We start from the raw sequence: 13,108 nt of genomic DNA on the forward strand, positions 1-13,108 counted from the left end.
CCTCGAACGACGAAGACTCGGTTAACGCTATACCGGAAATTAAGCATGATCCGGGCATGTCGACGGCCATGACGCCCGCCAACGCCGCATCGCACCCCCGTTTCCCCTGGTCCGTGCTGCTGCTGGCACTGGGGCTGACCGTACTGCTGACGAGCGCGTGGACGATCAAGGACTGGGCGACGCTCAGCCTCCTGCGGCTGCCCGACAATGACGACATGATGCGCATCGCCGAGATCCGCGACTGGATCGGCGGACAGCGCTTCAACGACCTGATGCAATATCGCCTGGGCCCGCCCGGCGGCGCGCCGATGCACTGGTCGCGTCTTGCCGATGCCGTGCCCGCCGCCATGGTCCTCGTGCTGACGCCGCTGTTCGGCACCCATGCCGCCGAGCTGGCGATGGTGATCGCGTGGCCGGCGCTGCTGTTCCTGTGCTACCTGCTGCTCGCCGCCCGGATCGCGCATCGCCTGTCCGGCCCTGCCGCGCGGCCGGTCGCGGTGATCCTGGCCGCACTCGCCTTTCCGACGATCAGCCTGTTCATCCCCGGCCGGATCGACCATCACGCGTTGCAGATCGTGCTGATGCTCGCGCTGGTCGACGGCCTCGTCCGCCGGCCGTCGCTCGCGACCGGCGCGGCGATGGGCGTGATCGCGGCGGCCAGCCTCGCCATCGGCCTCGAATCGGCACCCGAGCTGGTCGCGGTGATGGCGGCACTGGGCTGGCTGTGGCTGACCGGCGACGCCGCCGGGGATCGCCGCGCGCTGGGCTTCGGCATCGCGCTGGCCGGCACGACCGGCCTCATGCTGGTGTTCATGCACCCCGATGCGTGGCCGCGCGAATGGTGCGACGGCTTCACCCCCGCCTCCACCCGTGCGACGCTGGCGCTGGGCGTGGGCTGGAGCGTGCTCGGCCTTGCCGGGGCACGCCTGCCGACCCTGCCCCGACGGCTCGCAGCGGGCGCAGCGGTCGGCATCGCCGTCCTGCTGTCGGTGTCGCAGACGTCGATGGTGTGCCTCGCCGGCCCGTACGACGCGCTCACCCCCTTTCTGAAGGAGGTGTGGATGAGCAACGTCAGCGAGGCACGCGGGCTGTTCGTCGGACAGGATACGCCTGGCACCATCCTCGCCTACGGCGCGCTGTCGCTGCTCGGCAGCGCGCTGGCGGTGATGCAGGCGGTGCGCGGCGGCTGGCGCGCGCGCCCGGCGGTCGCCTTCGCGATCGTGCTGGTCATCAGCGCGGTCGCGGCGATCCTCCAGATCCGCGTCACCTATATCCTCGCCGGGCTGGGATCGATCCCCTTCGCCGTCGCCATCGCCGGGGCGCAGGGACGACCCGAACGGATGGCGGCGCGGCTGATGCTCTGGGTGCTGGGCGCGGGCGTCACCTATCTGGCGATTTCACGGCAGATGGACCTTGCACTCGCCAAACCGATCGAGGCGGCACGCGTCGATGCACGCCGCTGCACCAACGCCGAACAATTCGTGGCGATCGCCCGCCAGCCCGCGGGGCTGGTCGCGGCACCGATCGACCTCGGTTCCTATCTGATCGGGATGACGCCGCACCGCGCGCTGGCGGCCGGCTATCACCGCAACAACGACGGCAACATGGCGGCCTATCGCTTCTTCCTGAGCCCACCAGCGCGGTCGGCGGCCATGGCGCGGCGGTTGGGCGTGGACTATGTCGCGCTGTGTCCCGCGAACATGCGCGAGAACGTCCTCGAACCCTATCGCCCCGGCAGTCTCGTCGAAGCGCTGCAATCCGGCCATGTTCCCGACTGGCTGGAACCGGTTCCCGTCGGCGGATCGATGCTGTTCTTCCGGTTACGCGAACGCTTGCCGGATCGTACCGACCGCCTCTAAAAGCGGCCGATGCAGGGGGACAGGCTCAACTGGTGGCAGACGCGGTGGTTCGTCGCGCTGATGGCGCTGCTGGCGGTCGTGCCGCTGGTATGGCCCGATATTCCGCCGATGGTCGACCTGCCCGGTCACATGGGCCGGTACCGCGTGCAGCAATTGTGGGACACCGGACAGGCACCGTGGTTCCACGACTGGTATAATTTCGACTGGAGCCTGATCGGCAATCTGGGCGTCGACCTGCTCGTCTGGCTGCTCGAACCGCTGATCGGCCTCGAACCCGCGGTCAAGCTCATCATCCTGACCATCCCGGCGCTGACCGCGGTCGGGCTGCTGTGGATCGCGCGCGAGGTGCATGGCCGCATCCCGGCGACCGCGCTGTTCGCGCTGCCGATCGTCTACAGCTTCCCGTTCCATTTCGGCTTCGCCAATTTCGTGCTGTCGATGGCGCTGGCGCTCAACGCCTTCGCACTTTGGCTGCGGCTGGGGCGGCAGGGGCGGCTGGTGCTGCGCGGGGTGGTGTTCGTGCCCATCGCCGGACTGGTGTGGCTGACGCACACCTTCGGCTGGGGAACGCTGGGCGTCCTCGCCGCCTCGGCCGAGCTGATCCGCGAACATGACAAACGGCGCAACTGGCTCGCCGCCGCCTTCCATGCCGGGCTCCACTGCCTCGTGCTGGCACCACCGGCGCTGCTGATGCTACTGTGGCGCTCGGGCGGGCATGTCGGTGGACAGACCGCCGACTGGTTCAACTGGCGCGCGAAGATGTTGTGGATGACCATGACCCTGCGGGACCGCTGGCAGCTCTACGACCTCGCCTCGGTCGCGGTCTTCTACCTCGTGCTGTTCAAGGGGTTGCGCGACCCGAATATCGGCTATTCGCGCAATCTGGGCCTGTCGGCGCTGTTCCTGATCGCGGTCTATATCCTGCTGCCGCGCATCGTGTTCGGATCGGCCTATGCCGACATGCGGCTGGTCCCGTATCTGTTCGGCATCTGCCTGATCGCGCTCAGGCCGAAACCCGGCACGTCGATCCGCCATGCGTCGGTGCTGGCCGGCATCGGCCTTGCCATCTTCGTCGGGCGGATCGGCGCGACGACCGCCAGCTTCTGGCTGTACGACCGTGAATACGATCGCGAGCTGGCGGCGCTCGACCATGTGCCGGTCGGTGCCCGGCTGGTCACCTTCGTGGGCGAGACGTGCTACAACGAATGGCGCATGACCCGGCTGCAGCACCTGCCCGGCATGGCGCTGACCCGGCGGCTGGCCTATGCCAACGACCAGTGGTCGATGGCCGGCGGACAGCTGCTGACCGTGAGGTACAAGGCGGCGCGCGGCTTCTCGCACGACCCGTCCGAGCTGGTCACCGACGTCAAATGCCCGCGCGAATATTGGCGGCCGATCGCCGGCGCGCTGTACAAGTTCCCGCGCGACGCGTTCGACTATGTCTGGCTGATCCGGCCGCCGAAATACGACCGCCGGCTCGAACAGGGGCTGGTGCCGGTGTGGCGCAGCGGCACCAGCGCGGTGTTCCGCATCGACCACCGCGTGCCGCCGCCCGACCTGACATGGAGCGATCTGGGCAATCGTCCGTTCGCAAAGCCCCGCCGCCGCGCGTCGCGACAGATGGCGGCAAACGATCCGGTAAGGAGACGCTGATGGACCTGTCGAACAATGCCCTGAACCTTGCCGGGCGCGTCGACCTGCCCGCCATCGCCGAAAAGGCGGGAATCTCGGCCGAACAGGTGCAGACGGTGCTCGGCCTGCTCGCCAAATTCGCCGGCCATGCCGATCCGGCGCAGGAAGCCGCCGACCATAGCGGCGTGTCGCGCCATCAGATCGAGGCGATCCTGTCGGAAGTCGGCGGCCCCGACGCGCTGGGCCAGTTTGCGCAGGCGTTCGGCCTCGACGTCGACCCCGCAGCGCGCGGCGGCATCGGGGATGTGTTGCCGGGCGGGCTAGGCGGGCTGCCGGGGCGCAAATAGCCGCCCCCTTTGCCGTTCGTCCCGAGTAGCCATCGAGCTTGTCGAACTGGCGTATCGAAGGACCGTTTGGGGCAGGTGCTTCGATACGGGTCTTCGACAAGCTCAGCCCCTACTCGGCACAAACGGCCTGTTGGCCGGGATCAAACATCTAGCCCCGCCGGAACGGCGTCATTTCCTGCAGGAACGCCTGTTCCTGTCCGACCGCCGCCCGTTCGCGCTCCAGATAGTCGGCGACCGCTGCACGAAATCCGGGGTCGGGCAGGAAATGCGCCGACCATGTCGGGACGGGCACATAGCCGCGCGCCAGCTTGTGCTCGCCCTGCGCCCCGGCCTCGACCCGTTGCAATCCCCGTGCGATCGCGGCGTCGATCGCCTGATAATAGCACAGCTCGAAATGGAGGAACGGCACCTCCTCCACCGCGCCCCAGTAGCGCCCGTACAGCGCATCGTCGCCGATCAGGTTCAGCGCCCCGGCGACCGGCCGCCCGTCGCGCTCGGCAAGGATCAGCAGCACCCGGTCCGCCATCGTCTGCGACAGCAGCGAAAAGAACCGCCGCGTCAGGTACGGCCGGCCCCATTTGCGGTTGCCGGTATCCTGATAGAAGGCCCAGAACGCATCCCAATGCGCCTCGGTCAGCGCGCGGCCGGTCAGGTGGCGGACCGTCAGCCCGTCGAGCGCGGCGGCGCGTTCCTTGCGGATCGCCTTGCGCTTGCGGCTGGCGAGGTCGTTCAGGAAATCGTCGAAGCCGGCATAGCCGCGATTGGCCCAGTGGAACTGCGTACCCGATCGTACCAGCCACCCCGCCGCCCGGAACGCCGCCAGCTGCGCGTCGTCGACGAAGGTCGCATGGGCCGACGACAATCCGTTCTGTCGCACCACCGTCTCGATCGCACCGATCAGCGCGGGCGCCTGTGCCGCGTCGCGCAGCAGCAGCCGGGGGCCGGGCACCGGGGTAAACGGCACCGCGACCTGCAACTTCGGGTAATAATCGCCCCCGGCACGCTCCCATGCGTCGGCCCAGGCGTGGTCGAACACATATTCGCCCTGGCTGTGCCCCTTGGCATAGGCCGGCGCGATCGCTTGCGGCACGCCATGCGCATCGTCGACGATGATCGGCAGCGGTTGCCAGCCGGACGCGCCGCCGACGCTGCCCGATTCTTCGAGCGCCGACAGGAAGGCGTGCGACAGGAACGGATTGCCCGTGCCCGCACAGGCATCCCACTGGTCGGCGGGAACGGCGCGGACGCCCTCGGCGATGCGGGCGGTGATGGTCGTCACGGGAGGGAAGATAGGGGGTGCGGCGTGGGTCCGGTAGTCCCCTCGCTTCGATACGTCACCCCAGACGGTCTACCCCTTCGTCACCTTCAGCCCGTCGTGAAACATCACCTCCCGCCGCGGCACCGGAATCCTGATCCCATGCTCCGCGAACAGGTCCCACAGCCGGTTGAGCACGTCGGACCGCACATTGCCGACGCCGGATTCGGGATCGCTGATCCACGCCAGTATCTCGTGCTCCACGGCATATTCGCCGTAGGAGATCAGCCAGACGTTGGGCGCCGGGCTGCGCAGCACGCGCGGGCTTTCGGTCGCGGCCTGCAACATCAGCTTCTGCGCCAGCCGCAGGTCGGTCTCATAGCCGATCCCCACCGGGATGCGGATGCGGACGTTGCGGTCGGAAAAGGACCAGTTCTCCACCTCCTGCGTCATCAGGTTTTCGTTGGGGATCAGGTGTTCCTTGCCGTCGCGGGTGATGACCGACACCGCGCGCACCCCGATCTTGTTGACCCAGCCGAAGCTGTCGCCGACGACGATCACGTCCCCCGGCTTGATCGACCGGTCCATCAACAGGATGATGCCCGCGATCAGGTTGCCGACCGTCTTCTGCAACCCGAACCCGACCGCGAGCCCCAGCCCGCCCGAAAAGATCGCAAAGGTCGTCAGGTCGATGCCGAGCAGGTCGATCCCGAAGAAGAACGCGGTGATGATGACCGCGATCGACGCCAGCTTCTGCGCCAGCAGTTTCTGCGCGGGGTCGAGGCCTTTCGCCTGCCCGACGCCATGTTCGACCAGCTTGTTGGCGATGCGGACCACGGCGTAGAGCACGACCGCGGTCAGCAGCGTGCTGACCAGCGCCAGCAGCGACAATCGCCAGCGCCCGACCGAGAAACCGATCGCATCGAGCGTCGCGGTGATCGGTTTCAGCCCACCGACCGATCCCGACAGGACGGCGACGAACAGGATGGCGGCGACCGCCCATGCCAGCCACCGCGTCAGGTTCACCCCGCGCAAGAGCTGCATCGCCAGCCGCGCGACCGCCGCGCCCAGCGCGACGCCGACGACGATATCGGCCAGCGCCCCCCAGTCGCGCCCGTGCGCCACCAGCGCGAGCGCCAGCACCGCGACCAGATGGCGGACGATGTCGCACATCCGCGTGGCGAGGCCGACGGCATGGTCGGGCACCCGCTCGCGCCACAGCGCGGTCAGATGCGGCCCGGCCCAGCGCCCGGCGAACCAGCCGAGCGCGAGCGACAGCAGCACGAGGGCGAACGCGATGCCGCCCTCGGCCAGCTGCCATCCATCCCCCACCGGCAGGCCGCGCGCGGCCAGCCATGCGGCGGCCTCGCTCACCGCGCCGCCCGGTAACAGGCGAGCCCGGCGGCGAGATCGGCGATCAGGTCGTCGGTGTCCTCCAGCCCGATCTGCAACCGGATCATCGGCCCTTCCGGTTCGGCGCGGGTGACGCTGCGATAGCGATGCGGATCGATCGGCAGCGCAAGGCTTTCGAACCCGCCCCAGCTATAGCCGATGCCGAACAGGTCGAGCCCGTCGATCAGCGCGACGCGCCCCGCATCGCTGCCCCCATCAAGGACGAAGGCGAACAGCCCGGCGCTCCCCCGGAAATCGCGCGTGAAGATGTCGTGTCCCGGACAGCCGGGCAGCGCCGGGTGCAGCACCCGCGCGACGCCGTCCTGTCCGGCCAGCCACTTCGCGATGCGGATCGACGATTCGCCATGCTGCTTCAGCCGCACCGCCATGGTGCGCAGCCCCCGCGCGCCCAATGCGGCATCGTCCGGGCCGACATGCTGCCCCAGCTGATAGGTCGCGTCGCGCAAGGCCTGCCAGTGCGACGCGACCGCCGTCGCCGATCCCAACATCGCGTCCGAATGGCCGACGACATATTTGGTACAGGCCATGATCGTCACATCGACACCGTGCGCCATCGCCGGGAACAGCAGCGGCGTCGCCCACGTATTGTCGAGGATCGTGGTGATGCCGCGTTCGCGCGCGATCCGCGTCATCGCCGGCACGTCCTGCACCTCGAAGGTGAGGCTGCCGGGGCTTTCGAGGAACAGCACTCTGGTCGCCGGGGTCATCAACCCGGCGATGCCCGCGCCGATCACCGGATCGTACAGCGTCGTCGTCACCCCGATGGTGCGCAGCATCCCCAGCGCGAACGCCCGCGTCGGGTCATAGGCGCTGTCGGGCAGCAACAGGTGATCGCCGGGCTTCAGGAAGGCGAGCAGCGCGGTGGTGATCGCCGCCACCCCCGACGGATAGAGCAGCGTGCCCTCCGCCCCCGGCTCCAGTTCGGTCAGCGCCTCGGCCAGCGACCATTGCGTCGGCGTGCCGCGCCGGCCGTAATACAGCTTGTGATGCGTGTCCGCGCCGGCCGCCGCACGCAGCGCGGCGACGTCGTCGTACAGGATCGTCGACGCGCGCCAGACGGGGACGTTGACCACGCCCGCGGTCCATGCGTCGCGCCGCCCGCCGGTGACGACGCGGGTCGCGGGCGATCGCGGCGTGTCGGACGCGCTCATGCCGTCACCTTCGGCGTCTGCGGATCGGCGGCCCATTCGCCCCAGCTGCCGTCGTACAGCGCGGCATCGCGGCCGAGCAGGTGCAGCGCGAAGGCGGGGATCGCCGCGGTGATGCCCGACCCGCAGGTCGTCGTGACCGGCCGGTCGAGATCGACGCCCGCAGCCGCGAACAGCGCCGCCAGTTCCCCGGGCGACCGCCACGTCCCGTCGTCGCGGAAGAAGCGCGCGTAATGCAGGTTGATGCTCCCCGGAATATGCCCCGACGGCAGCCCGCGCGGATCGGCCTCGCTGCCGTCGAACCGCGCCGGCGATCGTGCATCGACCAGCTGCGCCCCGTCCTTGTCGAGGGCCGCCAGCACCATCGCCCTGGTCCGGACGGCGGCAAGGTCGGGATCGGCGCCGAAGCGGGTCGGTGTCGGCCGATCGACGCCGGCCTCCACCGGCCGCCCCTCGGCCCGCCATCGGGCGAAACCGCCATCTAGAATGGCGACCGGCAGTCCGCGCGCGAACCGGCGCAGCAGCCACCATGCCCGCGCCGCGCTATGGTGCGGCGAGTTGTCGTACAGCACGACCTGCGCATCGTCGCCCACCCCGATCGCCCCCAGCCGCCCGGCCAGCTTGTCGGCGGCGGGCAGCGACGTCGCCTGCCCGGTCGACAGCGCCCGCAGGTCGAGGAAACGCGCGCGGGGAATATGACCGCTGCGATATTCGGCGGCCTCGTCGCGCGGCGGATCGGGCTGGACGGGAACGAAGGTCGCATCGAGGACGATCAGCCCGGGGGTGCCGAGCCGGTCGGCGAGCCATGCGGTGGAGACGAGCGATTGCATGGGGCAAGGCTTAGGCCGCGCCACCCGAGGGTCAAGCGCCGGGTTGTGCTTCGCCGCCTGACGGCAGCTGTCGTTCGTCATTCCCGCGGAGGCGGGAATCCATATGCGCCGGCCTTTCGGCTGGAGCGGTGAGCGTTGCGGCTATGGATTCCCGCCTTCGCGGGAATGACGAAGGGGGGTGAACTCACCCTTCGTACCGCGGCAATTCGTCCAGCGCCTTCAGGAACCCCTTCGCCTGCCCACGCAATTCGCGCTGCGTATCCCCGGCCATCTTGTCCCACGTCCGGTACGGCATCGCCATCCGCGGATTGTTGCCGAACTTCCCGCGATTGCGGACGAGGAAGTCCCAGTACAACGCATTGAACGGACATGCATCGGGCCCGGTGCGCTGCTTCACGTCGTAGCGGCAATGCCCGCAATAATCCGACATCCGGTCGATATAAGCGCCCGACGACGCATAGGGTTTCGACCCCAGCAGCCCGCCATCGCCGAACTGGCTCATCCCCAGCGTGTTGGGCAGCTCGACCCATTCATAGGCGTCGGCATAGACCTCCAGATACCAGCGGTGCACCTGCTGCGGCTCGGCACCGATCAGCAGCGCGAAATTGCCGGTCACCATCAACCGCTGGATATGATGGGCATAGGCGTTCGACAGCGTCTGCCCGATCGCCTGCGAAAGGCAGTGCATGTCGGTCTCGCCGGTCCAGTAGAAGCCCGGCAGGTCGCGCTTCGCGTTCAGGAAGTTGCGCGTCACATAGTCCGGCCCCTCGCGCCAGTAGATGCCGCGCACGAACTCGCGCCAGCCGATGATCTGGCGGATGAAGCCTTCCGCCGCGTTGATCGGCACCTTGCCCGTGGCATATTCCTTCTCGACCGCACGACACAGGTCGATCGGATCGAGCAGCCCGGCATTGATGTAGGGGGAGAGGACCGCGTGCCACAGATACGGCTCGTCGGTCAGCATCGCGTCCTGATTGTCGCCGAAACCGGGCAGGGCATGGGCGAGGAACGCGCGCTGCTGGCGCAGGGCGTCCTTGCGCGTCACCGCGAAGTCGAACCCGTCGAGCGTCCCGGCATGGTGCCCGAACCGTTCGCCGACCAGCGCCAGCACCTCCTGCGTCACGTCGTCCGGCTTGAACGACAGCGGGCGGGGCATCAGCAGGTCGCGCGTGGCCGGCTTGCGGTTGTCGTGGTCGAAATTCCACTTGCCCCCGACCGGCTTGTCCCCGTCCATCAGCAGCCCGGTCTCGCGCCGCATCTCGCGGTAGAAGAATTCCATGCGCAGCTCGCGCCGGTCGTCGGCCCACTGGGTGAAGCGGTCGTGCGAACACAGGAACCGGGTGTCGGGGCGGATCGACACCGGTATGCCGAAGAGCGTCTCCCACGCGTCCAGCATCGCCTGTACGCGCCATTCGCCGGCTTCGGTGACGACGATCCGGCTCGGATCATGGCGCTCGACCGCGCGCGCGACCTCGGCGGTGAAGCTGCCGGCATTGTCGGGATCGTCCAGCCGGACATAATCCACGCTCCAGCCCTTTTCGCTGAGCGCCGCGGCATGATGGCGCATCGCGGCGAACAGGAACGCGATCTTCCTGGGATGATGGCGGACATAGGTCGCTTCCTCGACCACCTCCATCATCAGGATCGTCGTGTGTTCGGGGTCGGCATCGGCCAGCGACGACAGTCCCGGCGACAATTGATCGCCCAGCACCGGGATCAGCACCCGTTCCATTCGTGCGCCGTCCCTTCTACATGGGGGCCATGGACCCGAAATTCCTTGGCCAGGCCAGCCCGCTTCCCGCAACTCCGGAAGCCGCCGAACTCGATTATGTTCCCAATCCGCGCGCCTCGCCCTATCTGGTGCGCTTCACCGCGCCCGAATTCACCTCGCTCTGCCCGGTCACCGGCCAGCCCGATTTCGCGCATCTGGTGATCGATTACGTACCGGCCGCGACGATCGTCGAATCGAAATCGCTGAAGCTGTTCCTCGGCAGCTTCCGCAACCACGCCGCGTTCCACGAGGATTGCACCGTCGGCATCGCCGAGCGGCTGGTCGCGGAGATGCGGCCGGTGTGGCTGCGCATCGGCGGCTATTGGTATCCGCGGGGCGGCATCCCGATCGACGTGTTCTGGCAATCGGGCGAACCGCCCCGGGCGGTATGGATTCCCGATCAGGACGTGCCGGGATATCGCGGGCGCGGCTGATCGTCGCACGCCCGGGGCAACTCGCCACGCGAATCGTGTCGCACTGCACAATTATTGCAACCATTCAGCGTGTCGAAATGTTTCCATTTGCGGACACCGCGCTTTGCCGGTCGTTCCCGCAACGCCACAAAAGGAACGCAGATGGACCGGACGGTCGCCTCGGAATCGCTCGATCGCATCGCGCTGATCGGTAATTTCCTGCCTCGCAAGTGCGGGCTCGCGACCTTCACCACCGACACGTTCAATGCGCTGCGCGATCGTTACCCCGATCTTGCCGTCGACGTCTATGCGATGGACGACCGCCCCGGCGCCTATGCCTATCCGCCCGAAGTCACCCATGCCATCGCGCAGGACGATCGCATCGCCTATCTCGACGCCGCCCGCCGGATCGAGGCGAGCGGTGCGCAGGCGGTGTGGGTGCAGCACGAATACGGCATCTATGGCGGGTCGGCGGGCGAACATATCGTCGCGTTGCTCGACCGGGTGAACGTCCCCGTCGTCATCACGCTGCACACCATCCTCGAACATCCCAATGCCGACGAGCGTCGCGTGCTCGAAGCGTTGCTGCGCCGCGCCGCGAAGGTGATCGTGATGGCCGACAAGGGCCGCGAGATCCTGATGCGCGTCCATGGCACCGACGCGCGCAAGATCGTGACGATCCCGCACGGCGTCCACGACCGCCCGTTCGTCGAACCCGGATCGATGAAGGGCCGCTTCGGCTGGACCGATCGCCCGGTCATCCTGACCTTCGGCCTGCTTGCCCCGAACAAGGGGATCGAAACGATGATCGAGGCGATGCCGACCGTCGCCGCATCGCACCCCGACGCGCTCTACGTCGTACTGGGCGCGACCCATCCGCATCTGGTAGCGCATGAGGGCGAGGCGTATCGCGACCGGCTGAAGGCGCAGGCCGCCGAACTGGGCGTCGCCGACAATGTCTGTTTCCTCGACGGTTTCGTCGAACAGGACGAACTGCTCGACTATCTCCAGGCGGCCGACCTGTACGTCACGCCGTACAGCAACCCGGCGCAGATCACGTCGGGCACGCTGTCCTATGCGGTGGGCGTGGGCAAGGTCGTGGTATCGACCCCCTATGTCCATGCGACCGAAATCCTTGCCGACGGGCACGGGGTGATCGTCGACTTCGGCGATGCCGCCGCCTTCGCGCGCGAGATCGTCGACCTGCTGGGCAATGACGCACGCCGCAACACGCTGGCATCGCGCGCCTATGCCCGCGGCCGGACGATGCTGTTCCCGTGCCTTGCTCACGCGGCGATGACCGAAATCGTGCAGGCGGTGGCCACCCGCCCCCGGCGGGTGCGCCCCGGCACCGACCTGACCGCGCTCAAGCCCGATTTCGCCGCCGTCGAACGGATGAGCGACGCGACCGGCATGTTGCAGCATTCGATCTATTCGGTGCCCGATCGTCGCCACGGCTATTGCATCGACGACAATGCCCGCGCGCTGATCCTGATGTCGCAGATCGAGGATATCGATCCCGTCCTGCGCGACAAGTGGACGACGATCTACGCCTCGTTCCTGCAATATGCGTGGAACCCCGATCGCCGCCGCTTCCGCAACTTCATGAATTTCGACCGTACCTGGTGCGAGGACGAGGGGTCGGAGGATTCCAACGGCCGTACGCTGTGGGCGCTGGCGATCACCGCGCGCGATGCGCAGTCGCGCAAGCACCGCGACTGGGCGATGTCGCTGTACGAACAGACCGCATCGATCGCGCTCGACCTCGGCAGCCCGCGCGCGCGCGCCTTTGCGATGCTGGGCGCCGTCGCGATGCTCGACATCAATCCCGGCCATGCGCTCTCGACCGAGATCGCGACCCGCTTCGGCGACGAACTGGTGACGCTGCTGGATGCCGCGCGGCGGCCCGAATGGCGCTGGTTCGAAATCGTGCTGGCCTATGACAATGCCCGCCTGCCCGAAGCGATGATCCGTGCGGGCAAGGCGCTCGGGCGCGACGATTTCCTGCAGGTCGGGCTCGACACGCTCGACTGGATCGTCGAGCGCCAGACCTCGCCCGAGGGCCGTTTCCGCGCGGTCGGGACCGAGAGCTTCGGCCGCCCCTATGCCGAGCCGCTGCCCTTCGACCAGCAGCCGCTGGAGGCACAGGCGACCGTCGAAACCTGCGCCGCCGCATGGGAAGCGACCGGCGACGTCCGCTGGCGCGACGAGGCGATCAAGGCGTATAACTGGTATCTCGGCGCCAACGATCTCGACCTGCCGCTGGCGACGGTCGGCGACGGCGGCTGTTTCGACGGGCTGATGCCCACCGGATTGAACCGCAATCAGGGGGCGGAGTCGATTCTGGCGCTGCAATTGGCGTCCTGTGCGATTTCCGCCCTTTCAAAGGGACGCGCATCCGTGGCAGACCCGCGCCGCGCCGTGGCCTGACCGGCCGCGG

10 protein-coding genes are annotated in these 13,108 nt (G+C 68.0%); 5 read left to right on the forward strand and 5 right to left on the reverse strand.

Translation table 11 applies throughout. The features are described 5' to 3' along the window. The first annotated feature begins 56 nt into the window (after positions 1–56). Genes QLH51_RS00180 through QLH51_RS00190 form a run of 3 tightly spaced genes read left to right on the forward strand, consistent with a single transcriptional unit; the run spans position 57 to position 3,838 of the window. Entirely contained in the window at positions 57–1,859 is a 1,803-nt protein-coding gene (locus QLH51_RS00180) for a hypothetical protein (protein ID WP_125654998.1), read from the forward strand. A gap of 9 nt (positions 1,860–1,868) precedes the next feature. Further along, a complete protein-coding gene (locus QLH51_RS00185) occupies positions 1,869–3,512 on the forward strand; it encodes a hypothetical protein (protein WP_206428831.1) in 1,644 nt (547 codons plus the stop codon). Beyond that, positions 3,512–3,838, forward strand: coding sequence for a hypothetical protein (locus QLH51_RS00190; protein WP_125654996.1), 327 nt, complete (start codon positions 3,512–3,514; stop codon positions 3,836–3,838). The genes QLH51_RS00185 and QLH51_RS00190 overlap by 1 nt, the downstream gene beginning before the upstream one ends. A 148-nt stretch (positions 3,839–3,986) precedes the next feature. Here the strand turns inward: QLH51_RS00190 and QLH51_RS00195 are convergent, their stop codons facing one another. The 5 genes from QLH51_RS00195 to QLH51_RS00215 form a co-directional block, all read right to left on the reverse strand. Then, a complete protein-coding gene (locus QLH51_RS00195) occupies positions 3,987–5,117 on the reverse strand; it encodes a GNAT family N-acetyltransferase (RefSeq protein WP_125654994.1) in 1,131 nt (376 codons plus the stop codon). 69 nt (positions 5,118–5,186) lie between these two features. Next, on the reverse strand, positions 5,187–6,446 hold the full coding sequence (locus QLH51_RS00200; RefSeq protein ID WP_443018805.1) for a mechanosensitive ion channel family protein: 1,260 nt from the start codon (positions 6,444–6,446) through the stop codon (positions 5,187–5,189). A gap of 17 nt (positions 6,447–6,463) precedes the next feature. After that, positions 6,464–7,657, reverse strand: a complete 1,194-nt coding sequence (metC, locus tag QLH51_RS00205; protein ID WP_125654992.1) for a cystathionine beta-lyase — start codon at positions 7,655–7,657, stop codon at positions 6,464–6,466. Further along, positions 7,654–8,484, reverse strand: coding sequence for a sulfurtransferase (locus QLH51_RS00210; RefSeq protein WP_125654990.1), 831 nt, complete (start codon positions 8,482–8,484; stop codon positions 7,654–7,656). The genes metC and QLH51_RS00210 overlap by 4 nt, the downstream gene beginning before the upstream one ends. Positions 8,485–8,668: 184 nt before the next feature. Beyond that, complete coding sequence (locus tag QLH51_RS00215; RefSeq protein WP_125654988.1) at positions 8,669–10,216, reverse strand: cryptochrome/photolyase family protein; 1,548 nt, start codon at positions 10,214–10,216, stop codon at positions 8,669–8,671. Positions 10,217–10,245: 29 nt separating this feature from the next. On the opposite strand from QLH51_RS00215, the gene queF reads away from it, so the two are divergent. Together queF and QLH51_RS00225 are read left to right on the forward strand one after the other, a co-directional pair. After that, positions 10,246–10,689 (forward strand): preQ(1) synthase, encoded by a 444-nt coding sequence (queF, locus tag QLH51_RS00220; RefSeq protein WP_125654986.1) that lies wholly within the window; start codon positions 10,246–10,248, stop codon positions 10,687–10,689. Positions 10,690–10,830: 141 nt separating this feature from the next. Next, the gene (locus QLH51_RS00225) at positions 10,831–13,098 is read left to right on the forward strand and encodes a glycosyltransferase family 4 protein (protein ID WP_125654984.1); all 2,268 of its coding nucleotides are present in this window, start codon (positions 10,831–10,833) and stop codon (positions 13,096–13,098) included. Positions 13,099–13,108 lie beyond the last annotated feature (10 nt).

The organism is Sphingomonas sp. 2R-10 (genome assembly GCF_030062225.1).
In the GTDB taxonomy this organism is placed as follows: Bacteria; Pseudomonadota; Alphaproteobacteria; order Sphingomonadales; family Sphingomonadaceae; genus Sphingomonas.

Bases quoted from the DNA above. Each gene is read 5' to 3' on its own strand.
- QLH51_RS00185 (WP_206428831.1), top strand. From the start codon at position 1,869: ATGCAGGGGGACAGGCTCAACTGGTGGCAGACGCGGTGGTTCGTCGCG.
- metC (WP_125654992.1), bottom strand. From the start codon at position 7,657: ATGAGCGCGTCCGACACGCCGCGATCGCCCGCGACCCGCGTCGTCACC.
- QLH51_RS00190 (WP_125654996.1), top strand. From the start codon at position 3,512: ATGGACCTGTCGAACAATGCCCTGAACCTTGCCGGGCGCGTCGACCTG.
- QLH51_RS00215 (WP_125654988.1), bottom strand. From the start codon at position 10,216: ATGGAACGGGTGCTGATCCCGGTGCTGGGCGATCAATTGTCGCCGGGA.
- queF (WP_125654986.1), top strand. From the start codon at position 10,246: ATGGACCCGAAATTCCTTGGCCAGGCCAGCCCGCTTCCCGCAACTCCG.
- QLH51_RS00180 (WP_125654998.1), top strand. From the start codon at position 57: ATGTCGACGGCCATGACGCCCGCCAACGCCGCATCGCACCCCCGTTTC.
- QLH51_RS00225 (WP_125654984.1), top strand. From the start codon at position 10,831: ATGGACCGGACGGTCGCCTCGGAATCGCTCGATCGCATCGCGCTGATC.
- QLH51_RS00210 (WP_125654990.1), bottom strand. From the start codon at position 8,484: ATGCAATCGCTCGTCTCCACCGCATGGCTCGCCGACCGGCTCGGCACC.